The sequence below is a fragment of the Rothia sp. HMSC066G07 genome, assembly GCF_001814485.1.
Taxonomy (GTDB): domain Bacteria; phylum Actinomycetota; class Actinomycetes; order Actinomycetales; family Micrococcaceae; genus Rothia.
Genome location: NZ_KV816927.1, coordinates 115,817 through 133,990, shown reverse-complemented (window position 1 = coordinate 133,990; position 18,174 = coordinate 115,817). Strand labels below are relative to the sequence as shown.

Here is an 18,174-nt window from a genome sequence, read left to right as displayed (position 1 = left end):
CTCTACGTTTTTCTCCGATATTTAGTGTCCGTTTCTCTTCCTCTAGGATGTCCTCATGGATAACACCTCTCATACCTCCTCGGTTACCCTTGGCAACCAGGTACGTCGCATTTTCCGACACCGTCTGCTGATTCTGCTGTCGGTTGTGGTTTTCGCTGTGGCGGGTGCCGTCTACGGCTACATGACCAATAGCAAGTACACTTCTAAGGCTTCGCTGGTTGTTTACCCGCTGGTGGTTGATCCCGCCGGTACCGGTAGCGCTAACTCCGCGAAGGTGGATATTGCGACCGAGTCTCGCGTTGCATCCTCTCGCGAGGTTGCACAGAACGCGGCAAAGTCTCTGATTGCTAATGGCGATACCCTCTCTGAGGCTCAGCTGACCAGCCGCCTCATGAACTCCGTCAAGGTGACCGGCACCTCCCAGACTGCTGTTCTGGATATTGAGGTGACCCGCCCCAACGGTACGGAGGCTGCACGTTACGCTAACGCTATGGCGAACGCATACCTGCAGGTTCGTTCCGAGTCGCTGAAGAGCAGCGTTGATTCTGCTCTGCACCAGATTGATGAGCAGATTTCGGCCCTCGAGGGTGATAACAACCGTGCGGGTCTGCTCTCTCAGTTGCAGGACCGTCGCGCTCAGATTCAGCTGACTTCCACCACCGGTGGTCGCGTGATGAGCGAGGCTCAGGTTCCTTCTTCTTCCTCGGCTCTTGGCCCGGTGAAGATGGGTATTGTTGGTGCTGTTGCCGGTCTGCTGATTGGTGCTGTGCTGGCGTACGGTCGTGACCGCACTATGCGTCACGTTGGTTACGCTGATCGTCTGGAAGATGCTGGTATCCCGGTTCACGAGCTGGGTTCCACTTCTGAGGCGAATGACGCGTTCATGTTGCTGCGCACCATTGGTGCTCCCGACGGCGACGTGAAGAGCGCTGGCGCTTCCGGCATTGTGATTCTGCCCGGTACTGACCGCGGTGTTGAGCACCTATACCAGATGCTGCAGCGTGTTCTGCCCACCGAGTACGCACGTTTCACCGATTACGCTTCGGTCCGTGACGCGCTGACCCGCCACACTCCCGAGTCGCTGGTTGAGAAGAGCGAGACTCCTCTGGTGATTAGCCTGAGCACCGCTACTCCCCTGTCGACTCAGCTGCGTTTCGTCCAGGCTGGCGGCGTGGCTCTGGTTCCGGTGACTGCGGCTACTTCTCTGCAGCAGGTTCGTGAGCTTTTCGCTCAGCTGGATCAGCTTGAGGGCGTGAACGCTCTGGCTGTGTTCCTGGATCGCGAGTAATCAGACCGCGAGTACTCGGGGTTCTGTTGATGGATGCCTCGCTTCTGTGCGGGTTCGTCCTTCGTCCTTGAGCGTAGGGTGCGGTGGTACCTGCTGAGGCGGATCTATTGTGATAGGTCTGTTGATGCAGGTGCCGCCGGGCCCGTCAGCTCACCTTTATCTTCTCTTCTTATTTTTCTCTTGTATTGGGGCTTTAGGAGAACACTATGACTGAGGCAACTTCCTCTCAGGCACCGAAGAAGAAGCTTCTGCTGGTTTCTAGCAGTGGCGGACACTTGAAGCATCTGACGGCTACTTCTGCTGCGTGGCAGGATTATGACCGCGTGTGGGTTAGCTTTAAGCAGCCCGATGTTGAATCTTCTCTGGCTGATGAGAAGACCTATTGGGCGTATTACCCGACCACCCGAAATATTAAGAACGCTATTCGTAATCTGTTCTTGGCATTTCGTATTTTTCCGAAGGAACGTCCGGATGCGGTTGTTTCTGCCGGCGCCGGTGTTGCCGTTCCTTTCTTTGTGGCGGCTAAACTTTTTGGCGTAAAGACTCTTTATATTGAGTGTTTTGACCGCCCGACTCTGCCGACGATGACCGGTAAGATGCTGTACACCTTTGCTGATCGAATTATTGTTCAGAGCGGGGAACAGCAGGAGAATTTCCCTGATTCTCGTGTGATTCATCCCATTTTCTAAGAGTGATGAATTTATCCTGAAAATAGCGTCCTCGCGTGTGCTGAGGGCGTTATTTTCAGGGTATAGTATTTATTAATACATACAGATACGCATAAGTCGTGCGCTCCACTGTGGACTCACCATCCAAGCGAACTAACCACTCGCCAGAGAAGCGTATGCGGAGATTACTCACCATTTTCTCCGGCACGACGCCGCCGCGTATACCAATGATGCCCTCCGGATTTTTGCGTCAGGTATACGGGGTTACTACCGATAAATACATAGAGAGGAATAGGCTATGTCTATTCAGGACTTCCCCCACGTCAGCGTTGATACTTCCAAGTTCGACCTGCCCGTATTTACCCCTGCCGTCGCGCCCGTTCGTATTCCTACTAAGACGTACGATTTGGTGGTGTCCCTCGGCACCGACGTTCACACTTTTGATCGTCTCCTGCGTTGGGTTGAGGCTTATCTTGAGGCTCACCCCGAGGTCACCTGCCTCGTGCAGCATGGCCACACTGCGCCCATTAAGCACGCAGACAACCTTAAGCTTCTTCCCGCCTCCGAGCTGCTGGACTACTACGCAACCGCACGCGTAGTACTGGTTCAGGGCGGCCCCGGTTCCATCCAGGATGCACGCCGTACCGGCGCTCTGCCCCTGGCTGTTCCGCGCCGCGCAGAGTTCGACGAGGTCGTTGACAACCACCAGGTCCCCTTCACCGCTCTGATGGAGAAGCGCGGCCACGCTGTTGTCGTTGAGAGCCGCGAAGACCTCTTCGACAAGCTGGATCTTGCTCTGGCGAACCCCTCCCTGTTCCGCACCGCTGAGCCCTACATCTCCACCCCGGAGATTTCTGCAGCGCAGCTGGGCGAGGAACTGCAGGATCTGCTCGCTGGCAAAACCCACCGCAAGGATTCCTTCTGGGGTCGCCTGAAGCAGGCTGCTCGCGCACACCGTGCGGGTAAGGCTGAGATGGCTCGCATCGACGCGATGGCTCCCAGCGCCTAAGGTTTTCTTGCTTTCTAAGCTCAGCATCCTCGTGATGCGGTGTGGGAGGTGCCCGGCCGGGCGCTTCCCACATTTTTAGACCGGCATGCGAATCCTCCAACCACCCTGTGAGAGGCTGTGGATGTTTTCCCTTGTTCACGGCATATTCTCAGGTGGATTCGCGTCTTTACATTGGTTGCGAAACCCCGCGCACCGTATCCTAAGTAAGGGATAATGCGCGGGGTTTTCGCGCACTACGAAAGGAACAATTATGGCAGTTCAGGAATCGACCGTTATCAACGCAAGCGTTGAGCAGGTTATCGAGGCGTTCTCTAGCGAGGATTTCGCACGCTTCGTATGCTCCGAGGTTGGCGTGGAGTTCGGTAGCTTCTCCGTTTCCGGTGACACCTCCGCCGAGTTCACCGCAACCACCGAGCGTACCGTACCCGCTGAGCGCGTGCCGGACATCGCTCGTAAGTTCGTCGGCAACGGCGTTGCTATGACCCAGATGGACACCGTAAGCGCACCGGCTGCTGACGGATCCCGCACCGTTTCTACCGAGGTCAAGGTCAACGGCGTGCCCGTGTCCGCTCAGGCTACTCAGAAGCTGACCCCCGAGGGCGAGCAGACCCGCCTGGACGTCAACGGTGAAGTCTCCTGCTCCATCCCGCTGGTGGGCAAGAAGATTGCAGCCGCTGCTGAGCCGCAGGTTGGCCGCGTGCTGAAGGTTCTGGGCTCCTCCGCTGAGAAGTGGCTGGCACAGCGCTAAAGCTTATGAGACGCTCACCTTTGAGGTGTAGCTGATATACCGCCAATATGCAGAGAATCCCCGCCGTAAGTACTTACGGCGGGGATCCTCTTTGTGTCTTTATGAGTCTTATGAGCTCTAACGCACCTATGAAGGGGTAGGAGCGTTAGGAGGCGACGGTCGCCTCGGAGTATTCGCGTTCGCCAAGCAGCTCAGCAAAGCGGCGCATCTCTACGCGCAGGTCGTGCTCTGCTTCGAGTAGGTCAACGACCTTGCGCAGCTTGGTGCTGGAGGTGTGCTCGGTGTAGGGGAAGTAGTGTACTTCCACGCCGACCTCTGCGAAGCGTGCTTCCAGGGCATTGCCCTTTTCGGTACCCTTCCAGTCGTCGCCCTTGAAGAAGACGTTGAAGGGCTTCTGCTTCCAGGTTTCGAGCTTGTCGGGGTTGGTTTCAACGTGCACTTCGTCCACGTAGTCGATGTGGCTGACGATGGCGGCACGCTCTTCGATGGGGATGACGGGGCGACGACCCTTGGTCACTTCCAGAACGTCATCGTGCACGACGCCGGCAATGAGGTAGTCGCAGTTTTCCTTAGCCTTGCGGAGAATCTCGAGGTGGCCGTAGTGGAAAAGGTCGTAGGCGCCTGCGGCGTAGCCAATAATCATAGGGCTTCCTTGTGGTTGGTAGCGGCGATGGTTATTCCGGTGTGGTTGAGGTACCAGAGCGGTGAGAAACATATCCGCGGTCTGGGGTGAGAGCCTAAGAATAAGTGAAGAATGTGCAATATTGAGAAAATATTTTCTTATTATTGCCCTATTTCTTCTCGCTGTCACCTCAGAGTGTGCGGGTCCGAAAAGAGTTTCTCGAGGGTGCTGGTTGGGCGCCCTTCGTCCTTTTATTTTACCAGTCACCTTTTTGGAGAAAAAAGAGAAAGATATAAAAATGAGGCGGATACAGTGTAGTATCCGCCTCATATTTTCTATACGTCGCTTGAAATCAAAGAAAGCTTATATAGATAAACAATTAACCGCTAGATTTTAGCGAAGAGTTTTAGCCAGTATTTTCTGCACGCTTTGACCGCATATACTTACGTTCTTGTGCAATATTTTAGGTTCAGTAGCCATTCGGTATTTTCGATTGGCGTTCAAATACTAGCTACTCCCCCACCGGTTCAGCCTACCTTCTCAGCAAAGGTTTAGTTCTTCGCAGCTGCTTCCTTAGTGGCTTCCTCAACGGCAACCCAGGAGAGCATTGCGCACTTCACGCGCGCCATGAACTTCGAAACGCCGGAGAAAGCCGCCATATCGCCGTACTCCTCTTCGTCCAGAGTCACCTTACCGCGCGAACGCAGCATCTCGCGGAACGCATCCACGTGGCTCTGCAGCTCGGAGGTGGTCATGCCGGGAGCCATTTCAGAGAGCACGGAGGCGGCAGCCATGGAGATGGAGCAACCGTCGCCTTCCCAGGAGATCGACTCGATAGTCTTCTCGCCGTCCTTCAGCTCGTCAGAGAGCACCACACGCAGGTTGATTTCGTCACCGCAGGTGGGGTTGTACTGGTGGTTATCGGCGCTTGCGTGGCCGGCGGGTACCTCTACGAGGTGCTCGCCGCTACGCTGCTTGGAATGCTCCAGAATGATTTCCTGGTACAGGGATTCAAGAGACACGGTGTTCTTCTTCCGTCAGTTGGTCTGTCTGAAAAATTGAGGCGTTAGCTTCTAACGCGTCTACGTTTAGAACCCGAAGTAGGGGCGCACCTCGGCAAGTGCCTTCAGGAAAGCGTCCACATCTTCGGTGGTGTTGTAGATGTAGGTGGATGCACGGGTCGAGGCGGTCACACCGGCGCAGCGGTGTAGCGGCTGGGCGCAGTGGTGGCCCACGCGCACAGCGATACCCTGGGTGTCGAGTAGCTGGCCCACATCGTGCGGGTGCACACCCTCAATGGCGAGAGCAACCAGGCCGGCACGCTTGGAGGGGTCGGCGGGGCCGAGCAGGCGCACGCCCTCAATCTTCTGAACACCCTCAACCAGGCGAGCGCCCAGTTCGTGCTCCCATGCCTCAACGTTCTCCATGCCCAAGTGCTGCAGGTAACGCACGGCGGCGGCGAAGGCGACTGCCTGCGAGACGCGCTGGGTACCCGCTTCAAACTTGATGGGGGCGGGCATGTATTCGGCATCCTGCAGACCCACGCGGGTAATCATGGAGCCACCGGTCAGGAAGGGTGGCAGGGCCTCAAGCAGTTCGGCACGACCGTAGAGGGCGCCAATGCCGGTGGGAGCCAGCATCTTGTGGCCGGAGAACGCCGCAAAGTCGACGTCCAGGGCGTGGAAGTCTACGGGCATGTGCGGCACGGACTGGCAGGCGTCCAGCACAACGAGAGCGCCGTGCTTACGAGCCATGGCGACCATGCGGGGCACATCGGTAATCGCGCCGGTCACATTCGAGACGTGGGTGAACGCCACGATGCGGGTCTTCTCGTTGATGATGCCCTCGGCAGCAGCGTAGTCGAGCTGACCGTCCTCGGTGGAGGGGATGTGGCGCAGAGTTGCGCCGGTTCGCTGAGCAAGAATCTGCCAGGGAATGAGGTTCGCGTGGTGCTCAATCTCGGTGGTGACAATTTCGTCGCCAGGGCCCAGTGCGAAACGCTCAGCAGCCGGACCGCCGATACCCTGAGAGGCGTTGCCAATGGAGTAGGCGACCAGGTTCAGCGCCTCGGTTGCATTAGAGGTCCACACGAGCTCTTCATCAGTGGCGCCAACGAAGTTCGCAACGGTGATGCGCGCGTCCTCGAACAGGTCGGTTGCCTCAACCGCGAGGGTGTGTGCGCCACGGTGTACAGCAGAGTTAGCGTGCAGGTAGAAGTTACGTTCAGCGTCGAGCACCTGAAGCGGTTTCTGACTGGTCGCCCCCGAATCCAGGTAGACCAGAGGATGCCCGTTAACCTCAGTGTTGAGGATAGGAAAATCCTTACGAAGCTGGCGTACAATGTCGTCGCTCAGCGGGGTGTTGGCGGGGGTGGAGTATTCAGCCACGGGTACCTTCTTCTCTCGCTCATACGCTCCACGGTCGGGTGTTTTCCCGTCGTGGAGCGTATAACGTCATTCTTTTCTAGCTTATTCCCTCACCGGGCTCTTGCATAGTTAGGTAGAGCCTAGTTCACACATCGGCCCGCATCATGCATTACCCCAGTTCAGTGTTGACCCAGTTCAGTGTTTACCCGGCACGGGTCATACGGCTAGGAACCTGCGCCGTGGTAGCGCTGCTGGGTTGCCAGCAGGCCTTCCTTTACGAGCATCATGGTTGCATCCGCTGCGTTTGAGATGAGGAAGGGCAGGTCCTTCGCTTCGGTGCTACTGAAGGGCTTGAGCACGAAGTCTGCGGTGTCCATGCGTCCGGGAGGACGACCGATGCCGGTGCGAACACGGTAGTAGTCCTTGGTGCCCAGCGCCTTGGTGATATCGCGCAGACCGTTGTGGCCGCCCTCTCCCCCACCGATCTTGAGCTTAATGGTGTCGAAGGGGATATCCAGTTCATCGTGCACCGCGATGATACGGTCGGGGTTAATATCGTAGAACTGGGCTAGAGCCGATACCGGGCCGCCCGAGGTGTTCATATAGGTCAGGGGCTTGGCCAGCACTACCTTGGGTCCGCCTATACCCAAACGTCCTTCCAGCACCTGGGCGCGCGCGCGTCCGTGCTTCTTGAAGCCACCGCCTACTTCACGCGCCAGTTCATCAACCACCATCTGGCCGATGTTATGGCGGGTTTTCTCGTACTCCGGGCCCGGGTTCCCCAGACCAACAATGAGCCACGCATCAGACATATCTTCGCCCTTTCCACGGCGCTGTAAAAGGTTTTTAGAAAATTCATGGACTACACCATTCTATGAGTATGGCCCGCTACCACCTCAGAAGAGAGGTAGCGGCGGGCCATCCACAAATCATTGTTGCGCTAGGCGCAGGGCGCGGTCTAGTGCTTTGAGTTATCTGAGTCGTGAGCTTCGCCAGCCTGATCTGATTCCTCGGAAGCTTCAACGATGTCACCCTCGGGTGCGTTTTCGCCTTCTTCACCGGGCTCGGGAACGTCGAGTTCCTCGGGCTCAGAAACGTTAACGATCAGCAGTTCAGCGTCTGCAACCAGGGTTACGCCTGAGGGCAGTTCAACGTCTGATGCCAGAACGTGAGCGCCAGCTTCGCGGCCTTCGATGCTCACGGTCAAAGCTTCGGGTGCCTTCAGTGCGTCAGCTTCAACCAGAAGAACGGTTTCTTCCTGGTTAGCAACGGCGCCAACAGCAGGCTCGCCTTCAACGTGTACAGGAACCTCAATCTCAACGCGCTCGCCGCGCTTAACGGTCAGCAGGTCGATGTGCTGCAGTTCAGGGCGGATTGCGTGACGCTGGATGTCCTTGATCATTGCGAGGTGTGATTCACCTTCGATGTCGAGGTCGAGGATAGCGTTGGGGACGCGGGCAGCCAGGGTGGTTGCGTGGCCGGGGAGTACTACGTGCTTGGGCTCTTCGCCGTGGCCGTAGATGACGGCGGGGATGTCGCCTGCCATGCGGATGCGGCGCGCGTAGCCCTTGCCGAAGTCGCTACGTACGGTAGCTGAAATTTTGATGGTATCTGACATGAGTTGTCCACCCTTTCTTGGTTAGAAGTTATGCGCCAAGTGGAATAGGGACTGGCGCCAGAAATCTCTTTCCAACCAGCCACCGTCAGTTACGGACCTACACGTTTCGTGTATTCCACCGCCTTGGCCAAGACAATATTGTACAGGTTCCCGGCTCTTCTTCAAGGGCCGGGAACCTGTGATATGGCGCTTTTCACGCCTTTTATGCTGTTGTCAGCAGATATAGAGCCAATTCCTTAGAGGATTAGGAGCCCATTTCTGCCAAGTAGGCGGCAAGCGCCTCGCGGTGATCGCGCGGGGTGAAGCCTGCAGCAATCAGCTTGGACAGGTCCATTGCCGAGTTCGTCGGACGGTGAGCGAAGAGCTCAGCGTTGGCGAAGTATTCCTCGGTGGTGGTGTCGCTGACTCGTGCCGGGTCGTGGCCGGTGCCCTCGTACACCGCACGAGCGAACTGTGCCCAGTTGATGACTTCACCGGTGTTCGACACGTTGTAGGTGCCGTATTCAGCGCCGGAGAAGAGCAGGTGCAGAGCAGCAGCTGCCAGGTCCTGGGTGAAGGTCGGGCGGCCCCACTGGTCGGCGACCACGGACGGGTCGATACCGCGCTCAGCCAGGGATGCCATGGTGCCAACGAAGTTCTTGCCGGCGCCAACAACCCAGCTGGTGCGCAGGGTGTAGTGCTTACGCCATGCGGCAGCGGCAACCTCACCGGCAGCCTTGGACGCGCCGTAGACGCTCAGCGGTGCCAGGGGGTAATCCTCCGGGTATTCCTCGCCCAGGGGCAAGGAGCCGTCAAAGACGTAGTCGGTGGATACGTGAACCAGCGGCAGGTTAGCTTCTTCACAGATGGAGGCAAGAGCGCTCACGCCTAGGGCATTAGCTGCCCAGGCGTCGCAGCGACCCTCGGGGGTTTCAGCCTGATCCACTGCGGTGTACGCTGCAGCGTTGATGACCGCGCGGAAGGAACGCCAACGGAATGCGTCGCGCCACTGCTCGGGCTTGCCCAGGTCGAGGCGGTCGCGATCCACAGCCAGGAAGGGTACGTTCTGCTCGGTGAGCTGGCGAACCAGCTCGGTGCCGAGCTGACCGCCCGCGCCAATGATCAGGATCGGGTCGGCTTCCAGGGGCTTGATCTCGTTCAGACGCGGGTGGTTACGGTCCTTCTCGGAGAGCTCTGCCTTCGCCAGGTCGATGGGCCAGTCGATTGCGACGGTCTCATCGGCAAGGTTCAGGAAGCTGTAGCCGGATACTGCGTCCGCCGACCAGTGGTCGTTCACCAGGTAGGTGTAGGCGGTGTTCTCTTCCAGGGTCTGGAAGGAGTTACCCACGCCGCGGGGCACGAAGATTGCGGTGTCCGGGCCCAGCTCCACGGTGACGACCTTGCCGAAGGACTCGCCCGCACGCAGGTCAACCCACGCACCAAAGATACGGCCGGTCGCAACAGAAACGTACTTATCCCACGGCTCGGCGTGGATACCGCGAGTGGTACCTACCGAAGCGTTGAACGAGATGTTGTTCTGGACGGGGTTGAAGTCGGGCAGACCGGCGGCGAGCATCTTCTCGCGCTGCCAGTTTTCCTTGAACCAGCCGCGGTTATCGCCGTGAACCGGCAGGTCAATAATGAGCAGACCCGGAATCTCGGTTTCAGTAACCTTCAATTCCTTAGTCATTACTGGCCAGCCTTTGCGTACTTAGCCTCAACCTCAGCCTTCAGAGGCTCCCACCAGCCGCGGTTCTCGGTGTACCACTTAATGGTGTCGGCAAGACCGGACTCGAAGTCGGTGAACTTCGGCTCCCAGCCGAGCTCTGCACGCAGGCGGCTACCGTCGATTGCGTAGCGCAGGTCGTGACCGGGGCGGTCAACCACGTGCTCGAAGTCGTTCTCGTCCTTGCCCATTAGGCGCAGGATGGTGCGCAGAACGGTGATGTTGTTCTCTTCGCCGTCTGCACCGATGAGGTAAGTTTCGCCAATCTTGCCCTGCTCCAGGATGCGCAGCACAGCAGAAGAGTGGTCGGATGCGTGAATCCAGTCACGAACGTTCAGGCCCTCGCCGTACAGCTTCGGGGTCAAACCCGAGAGGATGTTAGTGATCTGGCGGGGGATGAACTTCTCGATGTGCTGGTAGGGGCCGTAGTTGTTGGAGCAGTTAGAGATGGTTGCTTCAATACCGAAGGAGCGGACCCATGCGCGCACGAGCAGGTCGGAGCCTGCCTTAGTGGAGGAGTAAGGGGAAGAGGGGTTGTAGGGGGTGGTTTCGGTAAACTTTGCCGGATCGTCCAGCTCGAGGTCACCGAAGACCTCGTCGGTGGAGATGTGGTGGTAGCGAGTGCCGTGCTTACGGACTGCTTCCAGGAGGCTGAAAGTACCGATGAGGTTAGTGTGAATGAACGGTTCGGGGTTGGACAGGGAGTTGTCGTTGTGCGATTCCGCTGCGTAGTGAACGACAGCGTCTGCCTTGCCGACCAGCTCGTCAGCCAGCTCGCGGTCGGCAATGTCGCCTACGACGAGCTTGAAGCGGGATTCGGGAAGACCCTCCAAAGACGCAGCATTTGCGGCATAGGTCATCTTATCCAGCACAGTAATAGTGTGATCAGTGTTATCGATGAGGTGGTGAACAAAGTTCGAACCAATAAAACCGGCGCCGCCGGTAACAAGAATGTGAGCCATACGGTAGATTTTACCTGGCTAAACAGCGATTTTTATGCCTCAACAAAGAGATAAACATGACACAATAAGAAGTTATGAAGGGAATTATTCTTGCCGGCGGTACCGGAAGCCGTTTGCACCCTATCACTCAGGGCATTAGCAAGCAGCTCACTCCGGTCTATGACAAGCCGATGATTTACTACCCGCTGTCCACTCTCATGCTGGCGGGTATCCGCGATATTTTGATTATTACCACTCCTGCCGACCAGGAGCAGTTCCAGCGACTGCTCGGTGACGGTTCCCGTTTCGGTATTAATCTCGAATACAAGGTGCAGCCTTCCCCGGACGGTCTTGCACAGGCATTTATTCTGGGTGCCGACTTTATTGGTAATGACCCCGTAGCCCTCGTGCTCGGTGACAACATCTTCTACGGTCCCGGTCTGGGTACTCAGCTTGCCACCTACGAGCAGAAGGACGGCGCAACCGTCTTCGCTTACCGGGTTGCTGATCCTCGCGCCTACGGCGTGGTGGAGTTCGACGAGAACTTCAACGCACTGTCCATCGAAGAGAAGCCCGAGAACCCCAAGAGCGACTACGCTATTCCGGGTCTGTACTTCTACGACTCCAAGGTTGTAGAGTATGCACGTCAGATTAAGCCTTCTCCGCGCGGTGAGTTGGAAATCACTGACCTCAACCGCGTCTACCTGGAACAGGGTAAACTGAAGGTTGAGGTTCTGCCTCGCGGTACCGCGTGGCTCGATACCGGAACCTTTGATTCACTCGCTGATGCCACTAACTTCATCCGCACTGTTCAGAGCCGTCAGGGCCTGTCAGTTGGTTGCCCGGAGGAAATTGCGTGGCGCCACGGTTGGCTCTCCGATGAGCAGTTGCGCGACATTGCTACCCCGCTTGTTAAGAGCGGTTACGGTAGCTACCTGCTCGGATTGCTCCGCTAATAAACACCAGGGGATTTTCGTATCCCTTCACCGCCTGCAACAACACTCCACGTTGCAGGTACACTAACTCAAACTTTCTGGAGTATTCTCACTACCATGACCATTTTGGAATTTTTCCGCACCACGAGGGCTAACCTCTGGCTGCTGATTATTGGCATCGTTGTCGGTGCCGCAGCGGGCTTCGGCTATGCCTCTCTCCAGCCGAGGGTCTACGCTGCTTCGTCCTCGGGCTACGTGACCGTGGGCGAGTCCGGTACGGTGGATGTTCTCTCCGGCTCTACAGCCGCTAAGGAGCGCGCTCGTTCCTACGCTGCTATCGTCTCCTCTGAGGCCGTGGCACAGAAGATTAAGCAGAACAACCCCGAACTCTCCATGACTACCGGGCAGATTCGTGCAAGCCTCACTGCAACTGCGGGTGATAACGCCGCGCTGATTACCGTGAGCGCGCAGGCTTCTTCCCCGAAGAACGCACAGTTGCTCGCTAACGGTGCGTTGCAGGCTACCGCCGACTACATCAAGGAGATTGAGCAGAACCCCGGTAATGCTCAGGCTCTGGTAAACGGCGAAAACACCGGTGCATCCCCGACTGGCGGCAACACCGTTCGCGTGATTCCGCTGAATAACGCAAGCGTGAACCCGCCGCTGGTAGCTCCGAATTACCAGCAGAACACTCTTATCGGTGCTGGCACCGGTTTGGTTCTGGTCTACGCTGCAATCTTCCTGCGCCGCGCACTGGATCAGCGCATCCGCACTCGTGACGATGCTACCAAGGCAACCGGCGCGAGCATCCTGGGTGTTCTGCCCGTCAGTGACGACCTGAACGAAGAAAACATCGTTAACGGCAACACCGACGACCACATCGCACAGGAATCCATTCGTCAGTTGCGCACCAACCTGCGCTTCGTGAACGTTGACACTCCCCCGCGTTCGTTCATCGTCACCTCCGCAGTGCCCGGTGAAGGTAAGTCTACCGTGTCGCTGTCGCTGGCTCGCGCAATGGCTGATGCGGGTTCGCCCGTCATCCTCATTGACGCCGACCTGCGCCGCCCGACCGTGGCTAAGAAGCTGAAGCTCGACGCTAAGGTCGGTCTGACCCAGGTTCTGGCTGGTCAGGTTGAGATTGCTAACGCTGTGCACCAGCTGGGTGATTCGAACCTCTTCGTCCTGCCTGCAGGCCGTATCCCCCCGAACCCCTCCGAACTTCTGGGTTCGGATAAGATGCGCCAGCTGATTAACGAGCTCTCCGAAGAGTTCATCGTGGTCGTTGACGTTCCGCCGCTGTTGCCCGTGACCGACGCTTCGCTGCTCTCCCACTCCGTGGATGGCGTGATCCTCGTTGGTTCTATCGGCCGAAGCCACCGTGAGCAGATGACCGAGGCTGCCAACATCCTGAAGAAGGTCAACGCTAACCTCCTCGGTATGGTTCTGAACCGTGCACCCCGTAAGGGTCTGGGTAACTCCTACTACGGCTTCGGCTACGCAAGCGCCTACGTTGGTTATGCAACCTACTACGGTTACGGCAAGGACGGCGACAAGAAGTCGTCAAAGAAGTCCTCGGCTAAGAAGTAATAACGTAATAAGCGCCCTAAATTATAGGGAGCGACTTAGGGCGGGATGGGCAGTATTTTCTGTCTGTCCCGCCTTATACTTATCTGGTATACATGTGCACCGAAAGGCTATTGTGACCACTCACTCATCCAATACCCCGGAGCCGCAGACTACTCCGCTCGCGGCACGGATTCGGCTTGCGCACGCCTACTTCCAGCGAATTGCCGACATGCACTCCATCGATATTCTGCATGTCAAAGGCTACGCTTTCTCCCAGGAAATTTACCGCAAGGGCAGGTACAGCTCCGACGCTGACCTGCTCGTCCGTCCCTCTCACGTGGACCGCTTTGTAGAGATCCTTCTGGCAGATGGATGGCGTATCCAAGCCCACTTCGAAACAGGTTCCGTGTTCGAGCACGCGATGACGCTCTACCACGCTTCATGGGGCCTGACCGATATTCATCGTTTCTTCCCCGGTCTGGGACGCCACGGCGACTACGAGAAGGCGTTTGACCGCATCTGGGCAGCGCGCAAGACCCGTATGATTGCACACCGCCCCTGCACTGTCCCCAGTGACCTGGACGCGCGTCTTCTCGTGGTGCTTCACCGCGCCCGCGCTGCCTCACGTTACAGCGCAGATATTAACTACCTGGTCTCCCTGCTCTCGTACAGCGATTGGCAGCGCCTGCGAGCCCGCGCGGAAGAGCTTGACTCCTCCCTCGCATATAGCGCGGCTATGGGCGGTCTGGAGCAGTACCGTGACGACCGAGACTACCTGCTGTGGCTGTCGGTCTCGCAGGATGTGCCCCACTACATTCAGTGGATTGGGCGTTTGCAGTCGGCATCCACCCTGCACGATAAGCTGCGCACCCTCAAAAATATTTTCTTTGTGAACAAGGACCATTTGGCGATGCAGCTGGGACGCACCCCCACTAAGGCAGAGATACGTGCAAAGTTCTTTGAGCGTTTCGGAATCAAGGTGAAAAAATGAGCAATCCGGTAGATTCCCGTCAGACCGTCTACGGTATTCCCGAGAACATCGCGTACGTTCATTCTGAAGAGTTCGCTAAGTACTCCCCCACGGCAACTTATCTCGCGAATCTTGCCAACGGGGAGCTGTCTGTCCTTCAGGACTCAGCCTCCATTATTTGGAGTATTTTTGAAGACCCGATGTCTCTGCAGGAGGCTATCGACGTGCTCTGCGAGATGTATGAACAGCCCGTAGAGACTATGGGGCCGCAGATTGAGGGTTTTATTCCCGAGTTGCTCTCCAAGGGGCTCCTAGAGGCCCGCTAAGGCCTCCAGAAGGCGCAAAGAAGGCGGGGCGGTAGAAAAAACCTTAGTTTCTACCGCCCCGCCTTCTTCTATGAGCCGTTGAGCTCTTTTAGTCTTCAGGCAGAGCCTGCACGTACATCTTCAGGCGGCTGATGAAACGAGCCTCCGAGAAGCCATCAACGTGCTCACGGATGTAGTCGGCATCCCAGTCATCCGGATTGAAAGCCTTGAGGGCTTCCACCAGCTGTTCCACAGTCGGCTGGTTGATGAACATGCCGGTCTTACCTTCCTGAATGGTATCCAGGAAGCCACCCGCACGGTAGGCAATCACGGCCTTGCCGCTAGCGCCCGCCTCCAGCGGGGTAATACCGAAGTCCTCATAAGAGATAGCCAGCAGCGCCAAGCAGTGACGGTACGCGTAACGAAGCTGCGCATCCGAGACACCCGAAGCAATACGAACAGTCGGGCCAGCAAGGGCCTCCAGGCGTTCCTTCTCCGGGCCGCGACCAATCACCAGCAGCTTCTTACCCAACTCATTACACGCCTCAACAGCCTTATCAACATTCTTGTAGGGCAGCAGACGCGAAACAATCAGGAAGTAATCGTCCGATTCGGTAAACTCTTCCAGACCCGGAATAGGCTCAACCGGTGCGGTGGCGTCTACCGAGTGCGGCGGGAAGAAAATCGGAACGTCCTTCTTACCGTAGACGTTCTCAATACGCTTCTTAATCACGCTCGCATTCGCCACGTACACCGCCGAACAGTGAGCCGCCCAGTGATCCCACAGCATCAGTGCAGGACGCAGAGTCTTCAGCAGCAACGGCACGGGACCGGTGCTCTTCTCACCCAGGTACTGATCGCTCAGGTACAGCCAACGCGCCGGCGAATGGCAGTAAATGAACTTACGACCAGCAAAGTTGAAGCCGTGCGCCCAGCCGGTCGTCGACACCACAGCACGCTCAGCCGGCACCTTCAAGAGAGAAGAAGCAAACGGCAGAATCGGCAGAGCCATACGGTGGTTACGACGCAGGTAGCCAATCTTGTTCAGCGGACTCGTGATAATCTTCGCGTCCTTGAACTCGGGGAAGGTGCCCTCCGGGTCGTACAAAGTCGTGTAAATCGGTGCGTCAGGGAATGCACGATGCATTGCCAGCACAACACGCTCCGCACCGCCACGCTGAGTCAGGTAGTCGTGGGCAATTGCTATCTCTTCAGTAGCCTCAGGCTTGACCAGCGGCACGTAACGGCGCGCCAGATGGGCAAGCTTCTTGAGGCTCTTCGGGATATCCGCGAGCACCGCGTCAGGGTTCTTCGGCCCGGTAAACGGAGCGGAGGTCAAGAGCTGAGTGAGTGACATTTTCTTTTCCTCCTAAAAGACTTTCTGAGCACGCTCAGGGTAGTGAATACCGGCGTAAGATGCAGCCTCAACCTGCAGTGCCACAAGCTTCTCAGCGGCCTTAGCGGGCAGCTTCAGCAGAATCTTATCGCTCGCATCGCCCAGAGCCTTAATGGTCTTCTCGGTGGTGAAACGAGCGAGGGTCTTGACCAGCAAACCCCACGGACCCGTCGGGTTCGGGGCAGGGTGTGCTTCCTCGCCGTGCTTACGCACGAAGATGGTGCGGGCAGAGCCCGAGTGCAGGGCACGCAGGGCACGCACTGCAGTGGTGGTAGCCTCGGCATAGTGCTTGACCTCAACTTCATCAGAGATGATGATGCGGCCACCAGCGTCATGAACCATTTTGCCCATGTCTACGTCTTCCCAGCCGTAGAGACGGTACGCGGGGTCGTAGCCGCCAGTACGCTCAAAGTACTCCGCAGAGATAGAAGAGTTACCGTTCCAGTACAGCCAACGGCCTTCTTCAGCTACGCTGAGGGCGCCCTCTTTGAATCGAGCATCGCGGAAGTTACCGTACACACGAGAGTAGGGAGTGTCCGGGTACACGTTCTTCAAGGTACCAATCACACCGTCGTAATCACGGTGCAGGCGGATCTGCGCCTCGACGTAGTCGGATGCCGGCTCAAGATCATCATCGCAACGGATGAGGACATCCGCATCAGCCGCACGGTGGCCAGCGTTCAGCGCAGCCACGCGGCCACGGTTCTCCTCGAAAACGATCTTGGTCAGGTTCAGCTTGCCTTCGGCAATGTAGCGGTCAAGCACAGCTTCACTGTTATCGATATCGCCGTCGAGGACCACGATAACTTGGAAGTCCTTCTCGGTCTGGGCGGCAAGCGCATCCAGCGGGTAGTGCAGAATATCTGCACCACCGCGAGACGGAATGATAACCGCGGCCTTGTAACGGTGGGTAGTCGTCATAATTTTCCTTCGGGGTTTGAGTGAGAGGATATCCGTTGGGAATGGCCTATACGTTTAGAGGCACCTTAGCGGATAAAACGCTCCAGAATCTCACCAACACGGACCTGACCAGCCTCAGGCGAATAGTTCTCCTGCCAACGCCAGAACAGCTCGGAGGTTCGCTCCGCCAGGGCATCCGTATCTTCTCGAAGCTCAGTACCCAGGCTCTTAATGGCCTGTGCAAGAGCTACCGGCTGATCAGCAGGCACAACGTACGGGTACGACGCGCCGCCCAGCACCTCCGACAGAGCACCAGCATCACTGACAACCACAGGGACGCGCGCGCTCATCGCTTCAGCGACCACCAAGCCAAAGGACTCAGGGGCAATCGAAGGTACAACAAGCATGTCAATGTCACCGAAAAGACGGTCCGGGGTAGTCCAGCCCAAACGCGTGCTGAACGTAGCAACACGGGCTAGGGCGTCCTCAACCTCAGCACGTTCTTCATCAGATGCGAAGACAGGCTCACCACCAATCACCAGGTCGTATTCAATACCGTTAGAGTTCAAGGAACTCATCGCCTGGCACAGGGTCGCGATGCCCTTAGACGGAGTCAAACGCCCCAGGTAACCGACGCGAAGTCGGCGCTCCCCCACACGGTGATCCAGCTCGGTGGATACGCCACTGACCCAGTTCGCGAACAGCTCGCTACCGGGGCAGGCACGAGCCACATAGCGGCTAGGCACCAGGGTGACAGACGCCTTATGGCGGGCAAAGGGTACGAGCTTCGCGTTCACACCGGTAGGCAGCTGGTGCAGGTGCACGATGCGGTTCTTACGGCCGCCCGTTGCCGCTGCGGGAACCAGACCATTGCACCACAACAGAACGTCCTTATGGCGAGCGTGCCAGCTACGCAGAGCCACCATGTACTGTGCGCGGTTCTTAGCCGGCAAGACAATGCGGGGGAACCCCTCATCCGCAGCAGCTTCTACAAGCTGCTTCGGCTCGGAAGGACCCACAATAGTGACCTTGTAGCCAAGGCTACGGGCTGCGCGAGCAATATTCAGGAGCATGACCTCGCCGCCGCCCATGTCACCGTTATTGGTGGCGATGTAGAGTTCTTTCTCCATCCTT

The 18,174-nt window shown here is 57.4% G+C and carries 18 protein-coding genes; 8 read left to right on the top strand and 10 right to left on the bottom strand.

All coding sequences use genetic code 11. The annotated features are described in order from the left end of the window. The first annotated feature begins 55 nt into the window (after window positions 1-55). The 4 genes from HMPREF2971_RS06335 (at window position 56) to HMPREF2971_RS06320 (ending at window position 3,713) form a co-directional block, all read left to right on the top strand. The gene (locus HMPREF2971_RS06335) at window positions 56-1,288 is read left to right on the top strand and encodes a Wzz/FepE/Etk N-terminal domain-containing protein (protein ID WP_049341605.1); all 1,233 of its coding nucleotides are present in this window, start codon (window positions 56-58) and stop codon (window positions 1,286-1,288) included. 206 nt (window positions 1,289-1,494) lie between these two features. Continuing rightward, window positions 1,495-1,977: a glycosyltransferase family 28 protein gene (locus HMPREF2971_RS06330; protein WP_070691949.1), complete on the top strand. Its 483-nt coding sequence runs from the start codon at window positions 1,495-1,497 to the stop codon at window positions 1,975-1,977. Window positions 1,978-2,254: 277 nt separating this feature from the next. Continuing rightward, complete coding sequence (locus tag HMPREF2971_RS06325) at window positions 2,255-2,965, top strand: glycosyltransferase (RefSeq protein ID WP_070542640.1); 711 nt, start codon at window positions 2,255-2,257, stop codon at window positions 2,963-2,965. A 250-nt stretch (window positions 2,966-3,215) separates the two neighbouring features. Then, on the top strand, window positions 3,216-3,713 hold the full coding sequence (locus HMPREF2971_RS06320) for a DUF2505 domain-containing protein (protein ID WP_012904008.1): 498 nt from the start codon (window positions 3,216-3,218) through the stop codon (window positions 3,711-3,713). 145 nt (window positions 3,714-3,858) lie between these two features. Here the strand turns inward: HMPREF2971_RS06320 and HMPREF2971_RS06315 are convergent, their stop codons facing one another. The 7 genes from HMPREF2971_RS06315 to rfbB form a co-directional block, all read right to left on the bottom strand. Further along, window positions 3,859-4,356, bottom strand: a complete 498-nt coding sequence (locus HMPREF2971_RS06315) for an FAD synthase family protein (protein ID WP_012904009.1) — start codon at window positions 4,354-4,356, stop codon at window positions 3,859-3,861. Window positions 4,357-4,886: 530 nt separating this feature from the next. Continuing rightward, complete coding sequence (gene sufU, locus HMPREF2971_RS06310) at window positions 4,887-5,357, bottom strand: Fe-S cluster assembly sulfur transfer protein SufU (RefSeq protein WP_005506960.1); 471 nt, start codon at window positions 5,355-5,357, stop codon at window positions 4,887-4,889. Between the two features lie 66 nt (window positions 5,358-5,423). Continuing rightward, on the bottom strand, window positions 5,424-6,722 hold the full coding sequence (locus tag HMPREF2971_RS06305; RefSeq protein WP_070507825.1) for an aminotransferase class V-fold PLP-dependent enzyme: 1,299 nt from the start codon (window positions 6,720-6,722) through the stop codon (window positions 5,424-5,426). 203 nt (window positions 6,723-6,925) lie between these two features. After that, complete coding sequence (gene pth / locus HMPREF2971_RS06300) at window positions 6,926-7,513, bottom strand: aminoacyl-tRNA hydrolase (protein ID WP_012904011.1); 588 nt, start codon at window positions 7,511-7,513, stop codon at window positions 6,926-6,928. A 146-nt stretch (window positions 7,514-7,659) separates the two neighbouring features. Next, window positions 7,660-8,319 (bottom strand): 50S ribosomal protein L25/general stress protein Ctc, encoded by a 660-nt coding sequence (locus HMPREF2971_RS06295; protein ID WP_012904012.1) that lies wholly within the window; start codon window positions 8,317-8,319, stop codon window positions 7,660-7,662. A 244-nt stretch (window positions 8,320-8,563) separates the two neighbouring features. Then, a complete protein-coding gene (locus HMPREF2971_RS06290) occupies window positions 8,564-9,988 on the bottom strand; it encodes a sugar nucleotide-binding protein (protein ID WP_049350006.1) in 1,425 nt (474 codons plus the stop codon). Then, window positions 9,988-10,986 carry a dTDP-glucose 4,6-dehydratase gene (rfbB, locus tag HMPREF2971_RS06285; protein WP_005506949.1) on the bottom strand — a complete coding sequence of 333 codons (999 nt, stop codon included), beginning with the start codon at window positions 10,984-10,986 and terminating at the stop codon, window positions 9,988-9,990. The genes HMPREF2971_RS06290 and rfbB overlap by 1 nt, the downstream gene beginning before the upstream one ends. Window positions 10,987-11,060: 74 nt before the next feature. On the opposite strand from rfbB, the gene rfbA reads away from it, so the two are divergent. From rfbA to HMPREF2971_RS06265, 4 genes are all read left to right on the top strand, one after another. Continuing rightward, window positions 11,061-11,921: a glucose-1-phosphate thymidylyltransferase RfbA gene (gene rfbA, locus HMPREF2971_RS06280; protein ID WP_012904014.1), complete on the top strand. Its 861-nt coding sequence runs from the start codon at window positions 11,061-11,063 to the stop codon at window positions 11,919-11,921. Between the two features lie 96 nt (window positions 11,922-12,017). Beyond that, window positions 12,018-13,490 (top strand): tyrosine-protein kinase domain-containing protein, encoded by a 1,473-nt coding sequence (locus HMPREF2971_RS06275; RefSeq protein WP_012904015.1) that lies wholly within the window; start codon window positions 12,018-12,020, stop codon window positions 13,488-13,490. 112 nt (window positions 13,491-13,602) lie between these two features. After that, entirely contained in the window at window positions 13,603-14,460 is an 858-nt protein-coding gene (locus HMPREF2971_RS06270) for a nucleotidyltransferase family protein (RefSeq protein ID WP_049356079.1), read from the top strand. After that, window positions 14,457-14,765, top strand: a complete 309-nt coding sequence (locus tag HMPREF2971_RS06265; protein WP_070507827.1) for a PqqD family protein — start codon at window positions 14,457-14,459, stop codon at window positions 14,763-14,765. Before HMPREF2971_RS06270 ends, HMPREF2971_RS06265 begins: the two co-directional genes overlap by 4 nt. 88 nt (window positions 14,766-14,853) lie before the next feature. On the opposite strand, the gene HMPREF2971_RS06260 is transcribed toward HMPREF2971_RS06265, so the two are convergent. From HMPREF2971_RS06260 to HMPREF2971_RS06250, 3 genes are all read right to left on the bottom strand, one after another. Further along, on the bottom strand, window positions 14,854-16,101 hold the full coding sequence (locus tag HMPREF2971_RS06260; protein ID WP_070691947.1) for a glycosyltransferase: 1,248 nt from the start codon (window positions 16,099-16,101) through the stop codon (window positions 14,854-14,856). Between the two features lie 12 nt (window positions 16,102-16,113). Beyond that, complete coding sequence (locus tag HMPREF2971_RS06255) at window positions 16,114-17,061, bottom strand: glycosyltransferase family 2 protein (protein ID WP_049352040.1); 948 nt, start codon at window positions 17,059-17,061, stop codon at window positions 16,114-16,116. Window positions 17,062-17,126: 65 nt separating this feature from the next. After that, complete coding sequence (locus tag HMPREF2971_RS06250) at window positions 17,127-18,170, bottom strand: glycosyltransferase family 4 protein (protein ID WP_070691945.1); 1,044 nt, start codon at window positions 18,168-18,170, stop codon at window positions 17,127-17,129. Between the last annotated feature and the right edge of the window lie 4 nt (window positions 18,171-18,174).

Coding starts and splice junctions, on each gene's coding strand:
- HMPREF2971_RS06320 (WP_012904008.1), top strand. CDS start 3,216: ATGGCAGTTCAGGAATCGACCGTTATCAACGCAAGCGTTGAGCAGGTT.
- HMPREF2971_RS06290 (WP_049350006.1), bottom strand. CDS start 9,988: ATGACTAAGGAATTGAAGGTTACTGAAACCGAGATTCCGGGTCTGCTC.
- pth (WP_012904011.1), bottom strand. CDS start 7,513: ATGTCTGATGCGTGGCTCATTGTTGGTCTGGGGAACCCGGGCCCGGAG.
- rfbB (WP_005506949.1), bottom strand. CDS start 10,986: ATGGCTCACATTCTTGTTACCGGCGGCGCCGGTTTTATTGGTTCGAAC.
- HMPREF2971_RS06260 (WP_070691947.1), bottom strand. CDS start 16,101: ATGTCACTCACTCAGCTCTTGACCTCCGCTCCGTTTACCGGGCCGAAG.
- HMPREF2971_RS06330 (WP_070691949.1), top strand. CDS start 1,495: ATGACTGAGGCAACTTCCTCTCAGGCACCGAAGAAGAAGCTTCTGCTG.
- HMPREF2971_RS06335 (WP_049341605.1), top strand. CDS start 56: ATGGATAACACCTCTCATACCTCCTCGGTTACCCTTGGCAACCAGGTA.
- HMPREF2971_RS06275 (WP_012904015.1), top strand. CDS start 12,018: ATGACCATTTTGGAATTTTTCCGCACCACGAGGGCTAACCTCTGGCTG.
- rfbA (WP_012904014.1), top strand. CDS start 11,061: ATGAAGGGAATTATTCTTGCCGGCGGTACCGGAAGCCGTTTGCACCCT.
- HMPREF2971_RS06265 (WP_070507827.1), top strand. CDS start 14,457: ATGAGCAATCCGGTAGATTCCCGTCAGACCGTCTACGGTATTCCCGAG.
- HMPREF2971_RS06295 (WP_012904012.1), bottom strand. CDS start 8,319: ATGTCAGATACCATCAAAATTTCAGCTACCGTACGTAGCGACTTCGGC.
- HMPREF2971_RS06325 (WP_070542640.1), top strand. CDS start 2,255: ATGTCTATTCAGGACTTCCCCCACGTCAGCGTTGATACTTCCAAGTTC.
- HMPREF2971_RS06315 (WP_012904009.1), bottom strand. CDS start 4,356: ATGATTATTGGCTACGCCGCAGGCGCCTACGACCTTTTCCACTACGGC.
- HMPREF2971_RS06250 (WP_070691945.1), bottom strand. CDS start 18,170: ATGGAGAAAGAACTCTACATCGCCACCAATAACGGTGACATGGGCGGC.
- HMPREF2971_RS06255 (WP_049352040.1), bottom strand. CDS start 17,061: ATGACGACTACCCACCGTTACAAGGCCGCGGTTATCATTCCGTCTCGC.